This window comes from Paracholeplasma vituli, assembly GCF_025446935.1.
Taxonomy (GTDB): domain Bacteria; phylum Bacillota_I; class Bacilli_A; order Acholeplasmatales; family UBA5453; genus Paracholeplasma; species Paracholeplasma vituli.
The window spans coordinates 132,686-151,741 of record NZ_JAOEGN010000004.1 but is presented as its reverse complement, the minus strand read 5'-3'; the positions used below and the strand labels follow the sequence as shown (position 1 = coordinate 151,741).

The 19,056-nt window shown below is 37.1% G+C and carries 20 protein-coding genes and 2 tRNA genes; 2 read left to right on the top strand and 20 right to left on the bottom strand.

What is annotated here, in order from left to right:
• The first annotated feature begins 430 nt into the window (after window positions 1-430).
• Window positions 431-1,048 (top strand): nitroreductase family protein, encoded by a 618-nt coding sequence (locus N7603_RS03310; RefSeq protein ID WP_262095921.1) that lies wholly within the window; start codon window positions 431-433, stop codon window positions 1,046-1,048.
• Between the two features lie 16 nt (window positions 1,049-1,064).
• Here N7603_RS03310 and N7603_RS03305 read toward each other — a convergent pair whose 3' ends face one another.
• The 17 genes from N7603_RS03305 to N7603_RS03225 form a co-directional block, all read right to left on the bottom strand.
• Window positions 1,065-2,390 (bottom strand): C1 family peptidase, encoded by a 1,326-nt coding sequence (locus N7603_RS03305; protein ID WP_262095920.1) that lies wholly within the window; start codon window positions 2,388-2,390, stop codon window positions 1,065-1,067.
• Between the two features lie 87 nt (window positions 2,391-2,477).
• On the bottom strand, window positions 2,478-3,797 hold the full coding sequence (locus tag N7603_RS03300) for an InlB B-repeat-containing protein (RefSeq protein WP_262095919.1): 1,320 nt from the start codon (window positions 3,795-3,797) through the stop codon (window positions 2,478-2,480).
• Window positions 3,798-3,821: 24 nt separating this feature from the next.
• Window positions 3,822-3,897: transfer RNA gene (locus tag N7603_RS03295), tRNA-Arg, on the bottom strand.
• 272 nt (window positions 3,898-4,169) lie between these two features.
• Window positions 4,170-4,246 (bottom strand) — tRNA-Arg (locus tag N7603_RS03290).
• 112 nt (window positions 4,247-4,358) lie between these two features.
• Complete coding sequence (locus tag N7603_RS03285) at window positions 4,359-4,787, bottom strand: MarR family winged helix-turn-helix transcriptional regulator (RefSeq protein ID WP_262095918.1); 429 nt, start codon at window positions 4,785-4,787, stop codon at window positions 4,359-4,361.
• 149 nt (window positions 4,788-4,936) lie between these two features.
• The gene (locus tag N7603_RS03280) at window positions 4,937-5,578 is read right to left on the bottom strand and encodes a tRNA (adenine(22)-N(1))-methyltransferase (RefSeq protein ID WP_262095917.1); all 642 of its coding nucleotides are present in this window, start codon (window positions 5,576-5,578) and stop codon (window positions 4,937-4,939) included.
• A complete protein-coding gene (gene rpoD, locus N7603_RS03275; RefSeq protein WP_305071967.1) occupies window positions 5,578-6,855 on the bottom strand; it encodes an RNA polymerase sigma factor RpoD in 1,278 nt (425 codons plus the stop codon). Before rpoD ends, N7603_RS03280 begins: the two co-directional genes overlap by 1 nt.
• A gap of 14 nt (window positions 6,856-6,869) precedes the next feature.
• Window positions 6,870-7,946, bottom strand: coding sequence for a sigma-70 family RNA polymerase sigma factor (locus tag N7603_RS03270; RefSeq protein ID WP_262095916.1), 1,077 nt, complete (start codon window positions 7,944-7,946; stop codon window positions 6,870-6,872).
• Window positions 7,943-9,709, bottom strand: a complete 1,767-nt coding sequence (dnaG, locus tag N7603_RS03265; protein ID WP_262095915.1) for a DNA primase — start codon at window positions 9,707-9,709, stop codon at window positions 7,943-7,945. Before dnaG ends, N7603_RS03270 begins: the two co-directional genes overlap by 4 nt.
• 21 nt (window positions 9,710-9,730) lie before the next feature.
• The gene (locus N7603_RS03260) at window positions 9,731-11,104 is read right to left on the bottom strand and encodes a glycine--tRNA ligase (protein ID WP_262095914.1); all 1,374 of its coding nucleotides are present in this window, start codon (window positions 11,102-11,104) and stop codon (window positions 9,731-9,733) included.
• Window positions 11,105-11,114: 10 nt separating this feature from the next.
• The gene (gene recO, locus N7603_RS03255; protein ID WP_262095913.1) at window positions 11,115-11,768 is read right to left on the bottom strand and encodes a DNA repair protein RecO; all 654 of its coding nucleotides are present in this window, start codon (window positions 11,766-11,768) and stop codon (window positions 11,115-11,117) included.
• Window positions 11,752-12,645 carry a GTPase Era gene (gene era / locus N7603_RS03250; protein ID WP_262095912.1) on the bottom strand — a complete coding sequence of 298 codons (894 nt, stop codon included), beginning with the start codon at window positions 12,643-12,645 and terminating at the stop codon, window positions 11,752-11,754. Before era ends, recO begins: the two co-directional genes overlap by 17 nt.
• Window positions 12,635-13,042, bottom strand: a complete 408-nt coding sequence (cdd, locus tag N7603_RS03245) for a cytidine deaminase (protein ID WP_262095911.1) — start codon at window positions 13,040-13,042, stop codon at window positions 12,635-12,637. Before cdd ends, era begins: the two co-directional genes overlap by 11 nt.
• The gene (ybeY, locus tag N7603_RS03240) at window positions 13,039-13,458 is read right to left on the bottom strand and encodes an rRNA maturation RNase YbeY (RefSeq protein ID WP_373425349.1); all 420 of its coding nucleotides are present in this window, start codon (window positions 13,456-13,458) and stop codon (window positions 13,039-13,041) included. The genes cdd and ybeY overlap by 4 nt, the downstream gene beginning before the upstream one ends.
• Window positions 13,455-14,399 (bottom strand): PhoH family protein, encoded by a 945-nt coding sequence (locus N7603_RS03235; RefSeq protein ID WP_262095909.1) that lies wholly within the window; start codon window positions 14,397-14,399, stop codon window positions 13,455-13,457. The genes ybeY and N7603_RS03235 overlap by 4 nt, the downstream gene beginning before the upstream one ends.
• An 82-nt stretch (window positions 14,400-14,481) precedes the next feature.
• Window positions 14,482-14,655 (bottom strand): 30S ribosomal protein S21, encoded by a 174-nt coding sequence (gene rpsU, locus N7603_RS03230; protein ID WP_262095908.1) that lies wholly within the window; start codon window positions 14,653-14,655, stop codon window positions 14,482-14,484.
• An 85-nt stretch (window positions 14,656-14,740) separates the two neighbouring features.
• Complete coding sequence (locus N7603_RS03225) at window positions 14,741-15,451, bottom strand: RsmE family RNA methyltransferase (RefSeq protein WP_262095903.1); 711 nt, start codon at window positions 15,449-15,451, stop codon at window positions 14,741-14,743.
• A 113-nt stretch (window positions 15,452-15,564) separates the two neighbouring features.
• On the opposite strand from N7603_RS03225, the gene N7603_RS03220 reads away from it, so the two are divergent.
• Window positions 15,565-16,206, top strand: a complete 642-nt coding sequence (locus N7603_RS03220; protein ID WP_262095902.1) for a DUF2238 domain-containing protein — start codon at window positions 15,565-15,567, stop codon at window positions 16,204-16,206.
• Between the two features lie 15 nt (window positions 16,207-16,221).
• On the opposite strand, the gene N7603_RS03215 is transcribed toward N7603_RS03220, so the two are convergent.
• From N7603_RS03215 to N7603_RS03205, 3 genes are all read right to left on the bottom strand, one after another.
• Window positions 16,222-17,310 carry a hypothetical protein gene (locus N7603_RS03215; protein ID WP_262095901.1) on the bottom strand — a complete coding sequence of 363 codons (1,089 nt, stop codon included), beginning with the start codon at window positions 17,308-17,310 and terminating at the stop codon, window positions 16,222-16,224.
• Entirely contained in the window at window positions 17,307-17,825 is a 519-nt protein-coding gene (locus N7603_RS03210) for an RNA polymerase sigma factor (RefSeq protein WP_262095900.1), read from the bottom strand. Before N7603_RS03210 ends, N7603_RS03215 begins: the two co-directional genes overlap by 4 nt.
• A 117-nt stretch (window positions 17,826-17,942) precedes the next feature.
• Window positions 17,943-19,019 carry a lipoprotein gene (locus tag N7603_RS03205; RefSeq protein WP_262095899.1) on the bottom strand — a complete coding sequence of 359 codons (1,077 nt, stop codon included), beginning with the start codon at window positions 19,017-19,019 and terminating at the stop codon, window positions 17,943-17,945.
• Between the last annotated feature and the right edge of the window lie 37 nt (window positions 19,020-19,056).

Below are 19,056 nucleotides of genomic sequence, written 5' to 3'. Positions count from 1 at the left end.
TTGTATGACCATCATGATTCACAATCCTGTGTTTTACGACTATTATTTAAAGAAAAAACAGGAAGGTAAACATCATCGAGTAGCACTCGTTCATTTAGCTAAGAAGTTAGTTCGAATCATTCATCATTTAGAAACAAACCAACTCGATTACGATTCAACTAAACTACAATAGCTTATTATTAAATCTGTGGCGATTAAATAATCATCCATAATTGTAAGCATACCTCCAATTTTTTGTTGTTCGGGAGGTTTTTAGTATTTATCTGTAAATATCGCTTGACATTAGATAGTTAGTCACCTATATTCAGTATAACATATTTTGGTTTTGATTCAGGCAATTCCTTTAGAGGTTTTGAAAGCACTTTTATGGGCATATTTCGAAATTGAATTATTTTAGATGTGTTATACTATCGGTGAAAAGAGGGATCTTATGTTAGTACAAAATAATCAGTTCACCGATTTAATATTGAATCGTCGTTCAATTCGCAAATACAAGGCCTTTCAATTAGAATCAAAGACACTTGAATCCATTTTTGAAATGGCACTCCGTGCACCATCAGCCAACAATCTACAGCCTTGGACTTTCCGCGTTATTCAATCTGCTGAAGCCAAAGCGAAATACAGTCATTTATTCAATTGGAACCGTAGTCAATATGAAACCAGTTCTGCAATGATTTTGGTGTTCGTCGATACCCGCTTCGCATCGCGTGCTGAAGCGATTTATGACAAAGCTGTAAGTATGGGTAAAATGACGCCTGAAGTTAGAGAAAGACAACTCAACAACTTCAAAAGCCAAAACCCTAACCCATTGGATATCATAAAGATTGCTTATTTAGATGCAGGGTTAATCGCGATGAATTTGATGCTTGCAGCTCGCTATTATGGCCTTGATACCTGCCCAATTGGTGGTTTTGATAAACAAAACGCCCCACAAGCTTTCGGTTTAGAAAACCATGAGGCCGTGATGGCGTTATCGATTGGATTAGCGGATGATACAGGTTTTGAATCGGTTCGTCTTGGTTTTGATCAAGTCGTTAAAGTAGAATAAGGACGAAAGTCCTTTTTTATTTTGCAAGTGACCCCATAGGATCCCACGGTTTTAATACGATTGGCTCACTTTCATAAGCCTTTAGTTCGATATCGGTTAGGTATTTTTTATGGATTACGGCTTGATAGGTATTTTCATCAAACCATGTCCCACTCATCAAGTAATATCCTTTTTGACCTTTTTCACTGCCCCATGAGTTTTCAATCTTCCATTTATTTGCTTGACCATCGATTAAGTTTACACCGGTGATGACCATCGCATGGTTCATGGCACCTTGTAAATAATCGAGTTTTTGTGCCTTAGTCATGCTAAATGACATCTGGAAGGCTGTTTCATAGTCGTAAGCTTGATTGTCCCATATGCCTTTTTCACGGTCCCCATCTCGAGAGACGTCAGCACCAAACCACACAATCTCTTTATCTGATAATTGGTTGATGACAAGTGCTTTTAAACGTTCCATTGGCAAGTTTAAATGAATAATCGGTTTCCCATCGATAACATTACCTAAATAAGCAATGGTGTAGCTACGAAGGTACGGTTTATCTTCTGTAGGTGAGTGAATAATCGAAGCGTAATCGTGAAGATTAATCCCAATATGGTCAAAGAATGCTTTGGGTGAGTCAAATGTAGTTGACTGATATTGATTATCTTTGGTTACATATTCAAAACGTACATTTTTAGGTGGTAAACCAAAGTTAGTGCACAAGAATCCATAAAGTTCTTTAAGTACACGAGCTTTAAGTTCATCTTTTTCTTTTAATTGATGTTGCTTAGCCAACGCTCTAGCTTCTGCTGCGTATTTTCGCAACTTAATATTGATTAATCGATTCATAGCGCCAGTATTAGATGAAGCATAGGTTTCCGGCATTTGGTCTTTTGGTACGACACCATATTTATCTACTAGTGATACAAACATGTCCCATTGGCCGCCATCCTGAATTCCCATTTGAAGTAAATGTTTGAGCGTACGGTCATCTGAATCACAGGTTAAGAAATTATCCATAGATTCTAAGAAATAATTGATTTTTTCAAACTTGTCCCAAAATGCTTGGTAATTTTGTGAGAGTTCAAAATCTTTTAAGCCATACTTTTTCGCAACCAATTCTCTTACCACATTGAGCCCTGCAAATAACCAACAACGCCCAGAGGCTTTTTGATTCGTCACGGGTAGTGTGTCGATGTCAATTGAAAATCTAAATTGCGTATGTAATTCAGCTTCAGTTACATAAGCAATTTGGTCTATCGGTGTTTTTGCTAACGCACGACGAATCGCTTTTTGATGAACATCCTTTTGATAAGATTGTTCTAAATTCTCGAGCGTTTTTAAAGATATAGGTTTCATAGTAAATCACTCCTTTATACCCATTATACGCTTTATAAATCCTTTTTAGAATAAGAAAAGTGAACGCAGGAACGTTCACTTATCGAGCTAAGCATAATAGATGATGCTGACCAATTCAGGGTAATCAATGAATGGATTTCGGTTACCTTGATACCCAAACAAGACATCATTACGATTTCTTTCAAAATCATCAACTGGGTCTTGAATGTGCCATAACAATAAGGTTGCGAGGTCGCCCATTTGATAGGTGTTTGGTACTTGGTTACCAGTTAAGTTAACTAGACTTAAACCATCGTAACGGATATCCATATAGAACAAAATACGTGCAATGTCCCCATGAATCGCAGTGCGTTGTGGGAAGTAGGATACGGTGGTAGTCATCGGTCCGTACCATTTATTCGATCTTGAAGTATTAATTGAAGGATTCGATGGCTTTAAGTTATGAAGGTCAGATGCGACATTCACAACACCATTGGTGGCAGATGAACTTAGTAAGGATTGTGGCCAAACGTGCTCTTTATTCCATGTTTTACCACTATCCCAAGTTGCTGTATAAGCAGCTCCGGTATAAAATTCAATCAATTGGCTACTGTTTAATGGATTACGGTCTGTCACTTGAAGCGCCGTGTTACCAAATTCGTATGGTCTACCGGTCATTTGTTTAAGCAAGATGTTAAGAAAAGTAATCAGATTATTCCCTGTTAGACCTTCAATACCTCGATAGTACTCAGTATATTCTACTTTATCCCATTTTGCATAAAGGAGCAAATTGTCTTTAACCGGTTGATTGAAATCATACTCTTCAGTCCCTAAGTACCATCCCATGAATAAATGGTGGGCTTTGAATGGATCCGCAGGTCTTGCAAGCAATCTTCCACTATTCACTTGTTGATTGGTAATCACTGTTCCACCAGACGTTTCAAATGCTACAGTATAGACAACTGGTGTGTAAATCGCGTGTAGAACAAGGTCTGCCATCACAGGCGTCGAGAAATCGTATTCTTCGCCGTTCAGTTCCCAATGTGAAAACGCATGATTTTCTTTTACTGGGTCAGTGGGTTTAGTTGCGAGTTTTCCTTGTTCAACGACTTGAACTGGGTTCTCAAGACCATAAGTGATAAACGTTACTTCATAAGTAATGGCTGCCCATTTCGCAATAATAAGCGTATTCATGATTATTTTTTCGTTGAAATCCATTGGTGTATCTCCAATGAACCAACCCATGAAGGTATAGTTCTCCAGTTCTGGATTCACTGGTACATCAATATAACTTCCTTTTTTCACTTCAACAACTGTGGGTGCTGCACCATTCATCGGATCAAATGTGACCTTGATTGGTTTTTCAACACATGCAACGAGCATGAAAATGGATGTAAACATTAAAAACAAAATACTGATTTTCTTCATTATGTCCTCTTTTATATTTTTTAGTGGCGATCCGGAAAGGAGTCGAACCTTCAACCAATACCTTAGGACGGTACTGCTCTATCCATTGAGCTACCGGACCCACTTTTATATCTATTATACTATAAAAAATGAGAATGCCCATTGTTGATTGGCATTAATCTTAAAAAATTTAGCTTATCGATTAATCGCTAGAATTCTTGCCAAGATTATTATCTTCGTTATTAACAAAAAATCAACCTGTTGTTTAAATTAGGACATGGTGAAGACAAATATGAAACAAATCTTATTAATTACGATTTACTTTAATTTGAGTAAAAAATGGTACTAAAAAGAAAAAAGAAACGCTTAAAACGTTTCTGTAACTGGCTAAAATGGCGATGCAGGAGAGATTCGAACTCCCGACCGACGGCTTAGAAGGCCGTTGCTCTATCCAACTGAGCTACTGCACCAATTTTGACAGCAAAGTTATTATAACCCAAATCAATTTTAATGTAAAGACAAAACTTTCATGAAATACTGTTTTTTATGAAAAGAAAAAGGGATGTTGCCATCCCTCTTACACTAGAGTTTCCCTACTGCGTTGATTTTATTCAAGATACGGAATAATGTTTTTGTATCTTGTTCCCCAAGATGTTTCATCAACTTCTGAATGCGTGCATAATACACGTCTTGGACACTTTCAACAAAAGCTTGTCCTTTTTCAGTGAGCAGTACATAAGTAACACGATGGTCAGACTTAGAGTCTCTACGTGCTAGATAGCCATCATCCACAAGCTTGTTCATCTTGTGAGTAATCGCTGGTAATGTGACTTTCAAGCGTTTTGCTATAGCAGATGGCTTAATCCCTGTTGGATCACCAAATGCGACTGAGAATAGTAGCGTAATGTCTGCGTCACTTAAAGCATATTTTTTGTGACGGTAGATTCCACTCTTTCTAAGTCCTTGCAATGCTCTTTCAAAGTCTTGTGCAAAAACTAACTTTTCGTTCATAGTAATTCCCCCCTTACTAATACACTAACATTATATCGTTTTAATTAACAAAATGTAAAGCAAAAGTAATGAGATTCAATAGTTTTTTAAAAATTCACATACTTATAAAGTAAAAGCACCCGAATTAATTACTTTCGAGTGCTAATTTATTATTTTTGTAAATCCGAAATGACTTCACTTAGATAATCCAATTTAACCGCAATTTGACGCTTTTTTTCGCCAGTTGCGCGCATGTGATTAGAACTTAGGATACGTTGTAAATTTAGGTAATACTGTAGGGATTCTGGGTGATTTTTTAAAAATGGTCCAATATAACATTCTTTTTGGGATAGTTTCATGATTCCTGGTTCAACAACTAAAATCACATAATGGAACTTTTCAAAAATACTTACTTCATCCACAATTCTAAAGTCATTGTTCGTAATAAATTCACGCAATTGATCGATATGATTGTTCGCTTGTAAGATGTATTTTTTCGCTTTAGTATGGGGCTGTAATAAGATATCTTTTATCAGGTGCATGCCCATACCTGCAATTAAAACACCATCAAATGGTTTAATAACATTTAAAAATCCATTACTTAATACAAAATGAACACGATCTGACAATCCAGAGGCGGCAATATTTTGTCGGGCATTTTCTAAGGGCATAGGGTTAACTTCACAGGCAATTGCTTGTTTGATGTAACCTTTTTCTAGTGCATCGATGATGACGTAGCCATGATCTGTTCCGATATCTAAGAGTGTATCGATACCATTTGTCAGTTTGCTTAATGCTTCAATTCGAGTCATTATTTTCGAGTTAAGTTAAAGTCTTTTAATTTCTTTTGACGGCTTGGCTGTCTAAGTTTACGAAGGGCTTTAGATTCAATTTGACGGATACGTTCACGTGTGACGCCAAATTCCTTACCGACTTCTTCAAGGGTATGGGTTTTTCCATCCAATAGACCATAACGTAATCTTAGTACTTTTTCTTCACGGTCTGTAAGTGTTTCTAAGACTTCATCTAGTGTACGTTTGACCATTTCTTGAACAGTATATTCATATGGATTAAGTGCAGTTGGGTCTGAAATAAAGTCACCCAAGGATGAATCGTCTTCTTCACCTACTGGTGCTTCTAATGAGATGGGTTCTTGAGCAATCTTTTGAATGGCTTGAACGCGTTCAGCCGTAATTCCCATGCGTTCACCAATTTCTTCTGGTGATGGTTCACGAGATAACTCTTGTACGAGTTGACGTTGAATACGCACGAGCTTATTGATGGTTTCTACCATATGAACCGGAATACGAATGGTTCTCGCCTGGTCTGCTACAGCACGGGTGATGGCCTGACGAATCCACCAGGTTGCGTAGGTTGAGAATTTGAAGCCCTTTTCATGATCGAACTTATCCACAGCACGCATCAGTCCCATATTACCTTCTTGAATAAGGTCTAAAAATAGCATACCGCGACCGACATAACGTTTCGCAATCGAAACGACTAGACGGTAGTTGGCTTCAACTAATCGGTTTTTCGCATAGATTGCATCCTCAACCATATTTTCTAGTTGGAGTCGTTCATCTTCAGGAATATCGACATTATCATTTTTCATGTCATTGAGTTGTTCCTGAGCGAAACGACCATTGTTGACGCGGATGGCCAAATTGACTTCTTCGTCACTGCTTAAAAGTGGAATACGGCCAATTTCTTTTAAATACATTCTAACTGGGTCATCAACTTTAATCGAGGATGGTAAGGATTCAATATTTAAAAGTTCTTCTTCTTTGATATCTTCAATTTCTAATGAGGATAACGATAACTGATCGAAGTCAATATCCTCATCGAGGTCATCTTCAACATCATCTAAGTCATCCACAATGACAGGAGCAGGGGTTTCGACCTCTTCAATTAAGTCTTCTTCGACTTCAAGATTTATAATGTCAATATCCTCATCGAGTAGAGCAGCTTCAATCGCTAAATAATCGGGAGTCCCAAATGCAGCGTGTTTAATCACGTCGCTGTAGTTTACTTCGTTATTATTCTTCTTGCCAACTTTGATTAAATCGGCGATTACTTTATCTAAATTCATGTATTTACTCCTTATTATTTAAGCAATTTATGGGTTTGACGTAACGTCGCCAAACTTTTAGAAATGATTTGACGGATGCGTTCACGGGTTAATCCCATGATATTTCCGATTTCTTCTAGTGTATAATACTTACCATCATACAAACCAAAGCGATAACGCATCACTTGTTCGTCACGTGGTCCAAGTTGTTTTAACAACAAGGAAATGTGTTCTTTTTCCTTCATAGCCATATAGGACTCTTCGGGATTCATTACGTTTGAGGCGATAAAGTCCGCTAATGTAGCGTCTTCCTCCGTTCCAACCGATTTATCCAGAGAGACAACTTCTTGTGAAAGTTGTTCATACGAGGCTAGCTTTTCCAAACTAACACCGAGTGCTTCCGCAACTTCTTCATCCGAGGGGTGTCGATTCAATCTAGATCTCAATTCATTTTTTATACGAACCATTCGATTTAAATTTTCAACTAAATGAACAGGAATTCGAATCGTTTTAGACTGTTTCGCAATCGCACGAGATATGGATTGTTTAATCCACCAAGTAGCGTAAGTTGAGAATCGATTTCCCATCCGATAATCAAATTTATCGGCAGCTTTCATTAAGCCCATGGTTCCCTCTTGAATGAGGTCAAGCATGTCCATCTTACCATCAGATTTTTTAGCAATCGAAACAACCAATCTTAAATTCGACAGGATGAGACGGTTTTTCGCTTCAACAGCTATCCCAATGGTTTTTTGACGTTCTGCTTCTGCGGATGGGTCAGTTTGGATGCCAAGTGCCATGGCTTCATGGCCCATAAATACCTTTTTAGTAATATCTTTTTCTTCATCTAGAGTCAGAAGATTGATTTCACCCATTTCCTTTAAATAACGGTGATAATTATCTGTAGGCTTCTCAACAGTTGTATCAATTAATGGGGTGTTTTCATCATCATCGTAGGTAATCTCATAACCAGCTTGATCGAGTGCTTTTTTGATTTCATCGAATTCGTGGTCTTCAAGTTCGCTCATTTCAAGGATATCATTGAGCGGTACTTTTTTGGTTTCTTTGTAAGTCTCTAATACACTTTCAATCCAACTCGCATCTGAAGTCATGATTTCACCTTACCTTTTTCCATTTGATTTTTAATCTTCTTTTGTTCTTCTACATAAGCGGTTTGAGTATACGCTTCATTCTCATTCTTAATGGCTTCCATCACTTGGATATAGCGCTTTTCATTGATGATATTTTTCATCACAGAAAGCAAATCTGTAATGTTGGTTTCTTCAAATTTTGGTGTAATTTTCCAAACCAGTGTGTTTTCAACTTTGGATTCAAATACATCTAAAAGTTCAGGTGTTAGGGTGGACTTATATGTTTCTAAGTCAAATATCTCGTATGTCTTATAATAACCTAACATCAAATGGCCACGGAGTTTAAATAAATCTACATCCGCAACATATTGAGTCCCTAGAGCATCATCGATACGTCTAGCATCGTCATAATTTAAAGTCATCGCAATGAACAATTGAATTTCAGCGCTGTAATATTTTTTCAGTGACTTTACAGGGGCTGGTTTAGGTTTTGGCAAAAATGGTTTTTGATCGGGTGTCCCATAAGAATTATCTTTAGGCATCACCGAATCGTAACTTGAACCGATATCTTTGGCTAATTGTTTTAGGTAGATTTCCTGAATCGATTGGTCTTTTAGTCGCAACATCCGCTTAATTCTCGTTTTGAATTCTTGAATGTCGTTTGAGTTTTTAAGGTCTAAGCCTTTTTTATGAAATTCATAACTAAAGACAAGTGGGTCTACTGTTTTCGTGAAAGCAACTTGAAACGCTTCAGGACCATATTTCTTTAAGTAGTCATCAGGATCTAATCCGTCTTTCAACGATACAATGTCGATTCGAAGTCTAGCTTCTTCTAAGATTTGAATAGCCTTCATGGTCGCTTGTTGACCTGCATTGTCTCCATCATAAGCAATTAAAACATCTGAAGTTACTTGTTTTAATAAAAGGGCTTGTTGTTTAGTCAGTGCAGTACCCATGGTTGCGACCGCGTTACCTAGGCCACTCTTATAAGAAGCGATGACATCAAAAAAGCCTTCATATAGGATGACTTTTTTCTTCATCCGAATGTCTCTACTCGCTTGAAATAAATGATAAAGGACTTCACCCTTCTTAAATATCTTTGTTTCGGGTGTATTCAAATATTTAACTGGGTCATCTTCGAGTGTACGACCTGAAAACCCTACGACCCGTCCTTCTTTATCGTGAATCGGGAACGTAATGCGTTTAGTCATTAAATCATAATAAGAACCGTCTTCACGTTGTTTTACTAAGCCGAGATCCACCATCATGGTGGGATCGAAGCCTTTGTTCTTTAAGATTTGATACAAAGCATCTTTTTCTTTTGGAGCGAGTCCAATTTCGAAATGTGCAATATCTTCTTTCAAAATGCCACGTTTTTCTAGATAATTTAACGCGGTTTTACCATAGGTAGAATTACTTAAATAGAATGTATAGAAGGAAGAGGCTTCTTTCATCAACTCATGTTCTTTCAAGGTCGGATTCGAATTCACTTCAACATCCACCTCTATCCCTAGTGGTTGTGCTAACGCTTTGACCGCTTCGGGAAAAGATACATTTTTGATTTTTTGATAAAAGACAATCGGAGAACCGCCCTCTCCACACGCCATACATTTTGCTAAATGTTTTTCTGGAGATACTGAGAACGAAGGGCTTTTATCGTCGTGAAATGGGCATTGGCCCATATAGTTTTTCCCTTTTTTAACGAGATTAACATAAGGACTTACCAGTGCGACAATATCGGTCTTTTCATTGATTTGATCGATTATATGACGGTCTATCGGCATAAAAAGACCTCCTTTGTTGAATTATAATGTGGTTTTTTCTAACAAGAATGCTTTAAGTTCAGAAACTGGAATACGGGTCTGAGCCATCGAATCACGTTCACGAACAGTAACCGTTTGGTTTTCTAATGTTTCATCATCAATTGTGACACAAAATGGGGTACCAATTTGGTCTTGACGGCGGTAACGTTTACCAATATTTTGGGTTTCATCGTAGGTTACTTGAACATACTTCGCAACTTGATCGCGTAGTTCTAGAGCGTACTGATCATGTTTTTTCTTAATTAATGGGAGTATCGCAACTTGATAAGGTGCTAAAGCGGGATGGATATGTAAAACTTCACGGATTTGTCCATCTGCAAGAACTTCTTCTTCATAGCTTTCAGTAAGAATAGCCATTAGTAAGCGTTCTACCCCTAGGGATGGTTCAACGACGTATGGTAAATATTTTTCGTTTGTATCTGGGTCTAAGTATTCTAAGTTTTCCTTAGAATGGGTTTGGTGTGCATTTAAGTCAAAGTTCGTTCTGGATGCAATCCCCCAAAGTTCATCAAAGCCCCAAGGAAAACGATATAAAACGTCTGTAGTTGCATTTGAATAGTGAGATAGTTCTTCTTGGGCATGGTCGTGTAATTCAAGATTTTCACGTTTTAAGCCTAACGTTTGAAGGAATTCAATGGCGTACGTACGCCAATAGTTGAACCATTCGATTTCAGTACCAGGTTTGCAGAAGAATTCCAATTCCATTTGTTCGAATTCCCGTGTACGGAAAATGAAGTTACCTGGGGTAATTTCATTACGGAAAGATTTACCAACTTGGCAAACACCAAATGGGACCTTTCTGCGGGTCGTTCTTTGGATATTCTTGAAGTTGATGAAAATCCCTTGAGCGGTTTCTGGTCTTAGGTAAACGGTGTTCCCTGCACTTTCTGTGACACCTTGGGAAGTCTTAAACATAAGGTTAAATGACTTAATTTCAGTCCAATTAACTTTGCCACAGTTTGGACAAGCAACTTTCTCATTCATCATGTATTGATGGAGTTGTTCGTGTGACCAAGCACTCGGATTCACACTATTATGGGTATGTTCTTCAATGAGTTTGTCTGCGCGATGGCGGGTGTTACAGCTCTTGCACTCAGTTAGTGGATCAGAAAACCCACCCACGTGGCCGCTGGCTACCCAGACTTGAGAGTTCATGAGAATGGATGAATCCAATAAGACATTATATCTGTTTTCATCATGAAATTTCTTCAACCAAGCCTTTTTAATATTATTTTTGAGTAAACTACCGAGCGGACCGTAGTCCCATGTATTGGCTAATCCGCCATACAATTCTGAACCTTGGAAAATAAAACCGGTAGCTTTAGCATATGTTACTAATTTTTCTAAACTGATCATAGGACCCTCTCTATTCCTTTAAGCCTTTTAAGTCGTATTCCATATGATAACGATAAAAGGTCTTTATAAATTGTTCAATGTGTCGAATCTTTGGGGCATCTAATTGTATGGAGTCCCCAGTTTTGTAAAAATATAATGCAGCGATTTGAATGGTTGTTTCTAAATCAATATCGGAATGTTCACTTTGATTAAGCGTCGTCACAGAGGCATTCTTAATGGAAAAGCCTGTAGGCTCATCTCCGATAAAGTTTAAGCGATAACCAAAAGCAAATAATGACTTTAAAGCAAAAATCATATATCCAAACGGCTGTCTTAACATCTCGATGGCTAAACCATATATTTTTTCATGGTCAAGATCAACAGTGACTAAATGGTCGATTATCTCTAAAATTAAGGCTTGTTTAGATAGCATTGAATAGTCTTTTTTTAAGTCAGTAAATTCGTCGACTAGTTTTGCTTTCGATAAAGGATACATGTCTTTATCTTGATAAGCAAATTCGATTTCAGTCAAGTACTGAGACAATACTCTAAACTCATGCTTATAACTCTTCACACCACTGGCAACCAATGTGATTTTGCCAGATGGAGTATAAACAAACAAGAGTTTACTGGATTCTTTATAATCTTGGGTTTTGTAGATTAACCCTTTACTCGTTTTTGTCATAACCAAATGATTTTAAGTCAGAAGGACGATTACGCCAGTCCTTCTTGACTTTCACCCATAATATTAAGTGAATCTTGGTATCAAGGATTTTGTTGATTTCTTTTCGAGCTTCAGTGCCAATTTGTTTAAGCATGTCGCCGCCTTTACCAATCAAGATTTGCTTTTGGGTATTGCGTTCAACCACAATCGTGGCGTGAACTTCATAGACACCCGCATTCATTTCGGTATGTTCAATCACGACTGCAACAGCGTGAGGTACTTCCTCTTGCGTATGGTATAAAACTTTCTCTCGAATGATTTCGGACATCAATTGAAAATCACTTTGATCGGTGACTTCGGTTTCTCCAAAAAGTGGATATCCAACTGGTAAACACTTCACAAGTTCATCCATGACGTGATTTAAATTGGTGCCTTCAATTGCAGATATTGGGAAAAATCCAGCAAACGGGTAGGCATTCATATAACTGATGATGATTTTATCGATTTCAATCTTAGATTTTAAGGTATCGACTTTATTGATAATTAAATAGACTGGTGAAGAAACGCCTTGAAATAATCGAATAATATGATCTTCAGCCAAACCTTTTTCTTGATCAACCATGAATAATACAGCGTCCATGCCCTCAATTGCAGATTGTGCTGTTTGGTCTAATAGTCGTCCGAGTTCATGTTTTGGTTTATGAATCCCTGGTGTGTCTACGAATACCATTTGATAATCTTGTGTTGTTTTAATACCCAAAATTCGATTACGTGTAGTTTGAGGTTTGGGTGATGTAATTGCAATCTTTTGTCCGATGATGGCATTCAAAAAGGTGGATTTCCCAACATTTGGGCGTCCTACAATGCTGATAAAGCCACTTCTAAACTTAGTGTTCATGATTTTCTATCTCATCAAAGGAATATGGTAATAATTCACGAATGGTGGTCTCTTTGATCTTACCGGTCAAGTTGGATAACAAAATCGGTGTTTCTTTCGGTACCAATTCATTGATCACTTGACGGCATGCACCACACGGGCTAACTGGATTTAAAGTATCCGCGGTGATCGCCATCATGACGATGTCTTCTTTACGATATCCCAAGCTGTAAGCGTGGAACAATGCACTGCGTTCACCACAATTGGAGAGTGGGTACGAAGCATTTTCGATATTAGCTCCATGAATGACTTGGCCATCTTTCATGAGCAAGGCAGCCCCTACGCCAAACTTCGAATACGGTGAGTACGTGTTTTTTCGAGCTTTTATTGCTTCTTGGACCAATTGTTCTTTTGTCATGATGATTTCCTTTCAAGCGAAGCGCGTTTGAGAATTTCTTCTTGCTTCGCGAACATGATTTTTTCTTCGGCTTCTGTATGGTGGTCATAGCCGAGTAAATGTAAGTATCCGTGAACGGCGAGAAAACCAATTTCACGTTCGATGTTGTGACCGTAATCAACAGCTTGTTCTTGTGCTCTTTCAAGACAGATGAAGATATCACCTATATAGTTATCCTCTTGATCTGGAAAACTGATAACATCCGTTACTTTATCGATATTTCGGTAAGTACGATTCAACTCTTGAATTTGAGGTTTGTCCATAAAAATGATGTTCATTTCATGGTTTTCCTCAATGAAAGTAAAAATATGTTTAATGAGTGTTTCAGCTGATTCTGTATTTTCTGTGGTTTGATTAAAAAATTGAACTTCCATCAGTCGTCATACCTTTCTAGAATTTTTTGCACGAGTGGATTTCTAACGACATCCAAACGTTTGAAATGGATGACCTTGATTGCGTCAATGTTAGACAGTTTTTGAATTGCTTCATTTAAACCGGAGGAAACACCTTTGGGAAGGTCTGCCTGGGATGGGTCACCCGTGATGACCATCTTGGATGAAAACCCCAATCGAGTGAGGAACATTTTCATCTGGGTATGGGTTGTATTTTGAGCTTCATCTAGAATGATGAAAGCATTCTCCAGGGTGCGTCCACGCATGTAGGCAAGCGGTGCAATCTCAATGACACCCTTTTCTAATAGTGAGTTGGTCATTTCGACACCTAAAAATTCGTATAAGGCATCGTATAGTGGAATTAAATAGGGGTCGACTTTTTCTTTTAAATCGCCCGGTAAAAACCCGAGTGATTCACCAGCTTCAACGGCAGGTCTAGTTAGAATCAGTTTCTTGACTTTATTTTCTTTCAAGTAACTGACAGCCAGTGCGACGGCTAAATATGTTTTTCCTGTTCCAGCGGGGCCAACCCCAAACACCATATCGGATTGTCCAATCGCATCTGCATAGATGGCTTGGGTAAATGTTTTTGGATAAATTGGTTTGCCTTGTTGATTCAAAATGATTTGCTTTCTTCTCAAGAAAAGTTCACTTGCACGATCAATTTCATTCGCCTCAGCTAATTTAATCAAATAAATGACATCGCGTTCGGTAATATTGACCTTGGGTGCAATCTCAATCATAACTGATAATACCGACTCCATCATTGAAATCACTTTAGGATCGGTCGTATCCGTATGAAATTCTATCCCATTCAGCACCAATAAATGGTCAAAATAGGTCTTAAAGACCTCTAAGTTCTTGTCAAACGCGCCCACGATGTTGTAACTCTGCTGTGGGTCTTTCAATTGAATGCTTAATTTCATTTAACCACTCCTGGGTTTATTATAACATAATAAAGCTAAAAACTTAGCATTTTATCAAAGAAAAAAGCACAATTTGATGTGCTTATTTTTTATTGCTTCGAGCTGCTTGGCGCTTCATTTTACGATCCACACTTGGTTTCACATAAAATTCGCGTTTACGTGCTTCTGCGAGGGTACCGGATCTGGATACGTCACGTTTAAAACGACGCAATGCATCTTCAATTGATTCGGATTCACGTACTACGATTTTAGGCATGTCTGCCCTCCTTCCGCACTTTAAAATCTAAAGCCGTAATCATTATATCGAATTCATATAGATTTGTAAAGCCTTTTAATAGAAATCATGAACTTTTTCTTTCTATAACTGCGTCGATAACGGACAGTCCGTAAAGACACGCCACTTCGGTTTGCAAAATACGTGTTCCTAGTCCTATGGATATGAAGTTGTTTTCTTTTAGTAAAGCCATTTCCGACTCATCAATTCCACCTTCAGGACCAACCAAGAATGCAACTTTATCAGATGTTTCAACTAATTCAATTTTATCTAATAATGTCGTATTACGATCATTCTCATATGCGACAAACGCATGATCAAAAGTCCGTTTCAAGTACTTTAAGTTAGGTAAAAAGGTGATCTCTGGAACCGAATTTCGATGAGAAAGTCTAGCACTTTCCTCAGCAATTTTTAGGTAGCGTTCTCGTTTTTTTATAAAAGTTGTTTCATCCATTTTTGAAATCGAACGTTTCATTTCGACAAAAATAATTTCATCTACCCCAAATTCTGTGGCGTATTTGATTACAAATTCGTTTTTGTCTCCTTTGCCTAAACCTTGAATAAGCGTAATATAATGTCTTTTCTTAGGTTCAGGAAGAGATGCTATAGTTTCATAAGATACGGTATTTGAATCGATATTCAAACGGACTAAAAAACATTGTCCAACACTATCACAAATTTCTATTTGATCATCTGTTTTCATCCGCATCACTTTTATGATATGATGTAAATCTTCTTTTTGGATTTGATTTTCTTTATTTAAAAAATAGCGTTGCATATTTTCACCTTTATTTCGTATATATAGTAACACAAAAAGGATATTTTGACATCATTCAAACTACGGATTTGCAGAAGATAGGATATAATTTAATTCAAATAGAGGTGATTTAATTGATTAAAAACCATCTGCATACATACTTATATGGTATCGTTTTGCTAAGTACTTTAATATTATTCAGCATATCAGGGATTTATCTATTAGGCAATCCATTATGGGATGTAACCAATTGGTATGTCATCGCGTTTTCAAATAGTATTATCTCACTATTAATCATTCAAATCCCATGGTTAATACTACGTTTTACACCCTTAAAACTCACTCCTCGTCAGCAAATCGTGTACTATGTCTTTATTTTCCTAACCCTCATCCTTGGAGAAGGTGTTGGTATTTACCGAATGTATGAGTTTTATGATTCTATAATCCATGTAGCAGGTGGATTTGTACTTTCGATGATCGGATATGATTTTTATTCCAAATTCACTAAAGAAAAATCTATTTTAATAACAAGTTTATTCATACTAGGTTTTCAAGCCTTATTTGGAACATTATGGGAATTGTTTGAATTCGGATTAGACTTCTGGATTGGGTCAAACACTCAAAGTTATAAAGATGAAATATCACATGCTTTAAAAGTCGGACAAGCAGCACTTAGTGATACAATGATCGACTTTATGTGTAATACACTTGGTGCAATACTATTTGTTGGTATACTGGTTATAATTCAAAAGCGAAACCGTGAACTGAGTTCGTAGTTTCGCTTTTTTTGATTATTTATCTGTTTGTTTATTCGAGTTATGTTGGCCGCGAGAACCACGTACCGTATCTTTTTCACCTTTTGAATTGGTAATTAAGAATGCATAACCTAATTCGCCTGTGATTTCATTTTTAATAAGGGATAAAATAATCATTCCTTCTTCTTTGACTACTGGGCCTTTATATTCATATTGGATTCGAATTCGAGGACCCATTTTAGTATCTATTCGATTAGCTTTAAGTTCAACGTCAACATTCGAGAACAAATTCTCATACTCTAATTTAATTCGTAACAACCGATTAAATGTCTCTAATTGAACTTTCGTTTGTTCGATTTCATTACCTTCATGGTAGACTTTATAATTAAATTGTTGTTCATCCAGAGACTCGATAGATTTAAATTCTATGTAGTTAAGTTCTTTTTCAGCCACATTTACATAAGTAAAGGTTTGGATGGTTGTGACCCCATTAATTACTGCTTTAGACCCTTCAAGGTAGTAAGTGATTGTATCTAGTACAAGCACGCCTTCGGTATATTCGATCCCATCTTCGATATTGATTCGATAATGAAATTCATAGCTTTCAGTTTCTTGATTAAGATTCATCACCTGATAGGTGATTTGATACGAATAGCCCTCTAAATCAGATGGTTTAGGGTCAGAAAAACTCAATTCTTGATTAGAAATGAATATTTCTATCATATTAAAATAAGGATTTAAAAGCGTCATCCGATTTTTTATGTAAGTCCCTTGAGTTCGTGAATTTAACAATATCATTTGATTGCTTAAAGCCACTTGAGTTTCTACTGTATTTAACAAAACAGATGAAGAGATTGCACTAAATGAATATGTCTTTTCAGCAGTCAGACGCATCGGTATTGGTGTTTCAGAATTTGGGTTTCTCAGACTGATCAATACAAATAGAATGACCAAACTGGTTAATGCGAGTAGTGCAGTAGGCAGAACGCGACGTAAACGCCATTGAAATATAGGTTCCGGGGCAGCTAAAATCTCGATAGACTTAAGATCTATCTTCGATAAGACATTCGGTACTTGCGTATCGATTGTGGATTTAAGTAATTTTTGGATGTCTTTATCGTTCATTTTGTCGCCTCCATTCGCATTTTTTTGAGTGCATTTTGATAATGCCATAATACAGTACCTAAGGGTTTATCCACCATTTTTGAGATATCTTTAAATGTGTATTCATCGATCACGTGTAAAAGCACAATGCTTTGTTCAATTGGGGATAGGATTTTCAATAAAGCTTGTACTAAAGCCTGATTATCGTAGTTTTCTGGATTGGTTTTAAACTTTAAATTGATGGTTTCTTCAGGTTGTAAATCGACTTTGTCCTGGTTTCTGTAGTAATCCATTACCGTATTGTGTGCGATACTCCCAAGCCATTTAATAAATTTACCATTTTTTGTATAACTTCTTACATGTCTAATCGCTTTTTCATAAGTCTCCTGCATGAGATCTTCAATGGTGTTGGGGTCTTTTACTTTTTGACGAATGATTGCGTAAACAATGTGTTTAGAGGCCTCATAAACAGCCTCTAAAGCCGATTCATTTTTCTCTATAATAAGATCGACATAATCGTCGTAATTGAATGCCATATTCCCCCTCCAATCACGACGATTATATCACAATTACACATCGAATTCTATGATAGACAATTATCTAAAACCGAATTCTCCGCGTCCCCCGCGTGTTTTATCTGAATCATTACTTGGTTAAGAATAGTCGCCATGGTGGTTACGTCCAAATCCTTTTTCACCTTCAAATGTATGACCTTTTCTTTCTCCTACAACTTGATATGTGTAGTTGGTTTCACCCGTTTCTTCATCCACAGTAATCTTGATTTTAATCATTCCTCTTTCAACGATACTTCCAGCTTCTCGGATATCATATTTAATGAAAATATCGTAGTTTTCATTATCCACTTCTTTGAAGGAATAACGGGCAATTTGAGTGCCTGTTTGATAAGTTAGCATAACTTTAGATTCGCCATCTTCACTGTCCACTTTAATCGATGTTCTTTGAACAACTTGTCCATCTACTCTTTGGACTAAAACAAATTTTTGTTCGTTTTCTTCAGTCTTGTAAGAAATTCGAATAAAGTTATCCATGTCTGTGAAAGCAACAAACTTAATTTCTGTTTCATCATCTTCAATTTCTTTTCGACCAACAATGCGGTATTCAATGTCATCTACAATGAGTAGTCCTTCGAGTTCATAAACAATTTCGTCGTCCGATTCATCTTCAAACATACCATCGTGTTCGTGATTACGATCTCTTTGTTGAGCTCTTACGGATTGAATGGTCGCTTCATCAGATTGTAGAGGTGCTTCAGTTTCTGGTGTTTCGACCTCAGGTTCGTCTGTTTCAATAGGTTCATCTTCAACTACTTCTGGTAGGATTTCATTAAAATATATCGTATAGCTGACGATACCACCTAATAAATCTCTAACTTGATAAACTGTCATGAAAGCATAACCTTCACGATCCGAGACTGTAGTATTTGCTTGAATTGGTGCACCTGAATTTAAAAATGTTTCCATCATTGCTAAATACTTTTCCAAAACTGGATCCGTATCTGTAGTAATTGGTTCCTCTTCTAATGTGGATGCGGCCGTTAATTGTATCGTCGTTGAGGTTTGACTAGAACCCAACAATTCTCCCATAGAAAATACAGATAAAGCATAGACATCTTGTTCACTGATGTCTTTTGTGTTGGATGCTAAATTACAACCGGATAACGTAAGTACAGCAACCAATGTGAGTAAGAATAAAGCACTTATTTTTCTCATTTTTGTTCTCTCCTTTTTATGTTTCACCTAATATACG

What these genes read in the sequence shown, in the direction of transcription:
- N7603_RS03310 (WP_262095921.1), top strand. Translation starts at nt 431, where the DNA reads ATGTTAGTACAAAATAATCAGTTCACCGATTTAATATTGAATCGTCGT.
- N7603_RS03305 (WP_262095920.1), bottom strand. Translation starts at nt 2,390, where the DNA reads ATGAAACCTATATCTTTAAAAACGCTCGAGAATTTAGAACAATCTTAT.
- N7603_RS03300 (WP_262095919.1), bottom strand. Translation starts at nt 3,797, where the DNA reads ATGAAGAAAATCAGTATTTTGTTTTTAATGTTTACATCCATTTTCATG.
- N7603_RS03285 (WP_262095918.1), bottom strand. Translation starts at nt 4,787, where the DNA reads ATGAACGAAAAGTTAGTTTTTGCACAAGACTTTGAAAGAGCATTGCAA.
- N7603_RS03280 (WP_262095917.1), bottom strand. Translation starts at nt 5,578, where the DNA reads ATGACTCGAATTGAAGCATTAAGCAAACTGACAAATGGTATCGATACA.
- rpoD (WP_305071967.1), bottom strand. Translation starts at nt 6,855, where the DNA reads ATGAATTTAGATAAAGTAATCGCCGATTTAATCAAAGTTGGCAAGAAG.
- N7603_RS03270 (WP_262095916.1), bottom strand. Translation starts at nt 7,946, where the DNA reads ATGACTTCAGATGCGAGTTGGATTGAAAGTGTATTAGAGACTTACAAA.
- dnaG (WP_262095915.1), bottom strand. Translation starts at nt 9,709, where the DNA reads ATGCCGATAGACCGTCATATAATCGATCAAATCAATGAAAAGACCGAT.
- N7603_RS03260 (WP_262095914.1), bottom strand. Translation starts at nt 11,104, where the DNA reads ATGATCAGTTTAGAAAAATTAGTAACATATGCTAAAGCTACCGGTTTT.
- recO (WP_262095913.1), bottom strand. Translation starts at nt 11,768, where the DNA reads ATGACAAAAACGAGTAAAGGGTTAATCTACAAAACCCAAGATTATAAA.
- era (WP_262095912.1), bottom strand. Translation starts at nt 12,645, where the DNA reads ATGAACACTAAGTTTAGAAGTGGCTTTATCAGCATTGTAGGACGCCCA.
- cdd (WP_262095911.1), bottom strand. Translation starts at nt 13,042, where the DNA reads ATGACAAAAGAACAATTGGTCCAAGAAGCAATAAAAGCTCGAAAAAAC.
- N7603_RS03235 (WP_262095909.1), bottom strand. Translation starts at nt 14,399, where the DNA reads ATGAAATTAAGCATTCAATTGAAAGACCCACAGCAGAGTTACAACATC.
- rpsU (WP_262095908.1), bottom strand. Translation starts at nt 14,655, where the DNA reads ATGCCTAAAATCGTAGTACGTGAATCCGAATCAATTGAAGATGCATTG.
- N7603_RS03225 (WP_262095903.1), bottom strand. Translation starts at nt 15,451, where the DNA reads ATGCAACGCTATTTTTTAAATAAAGAAAATCAAATCCAAAAAGAAGAT.
- N7603_RS03215 (WP_262095901.1), bottom strand. Translation starts at nt 17,310, where the DNA reads ATGAACGATAAAGACATCCAAAAATTACTTAAATCCACAATCGATACG.
- N7603_RS03210 (WP_262095900.1), bottom strand. Translation starts at nt 17,825, where the DNA reads ATGGCATTCAATTACGACGATTATGTCGATCTTATTATAGAGAAAAAT.
- N7603_RS03205 (WP_262095899.1), bottom strand. Translation starts at nt 19,019, where the DNA reads ATGAGAAAAATAAGTGCTTTATTCTTACTCACATTGGTTGCTGTACTT.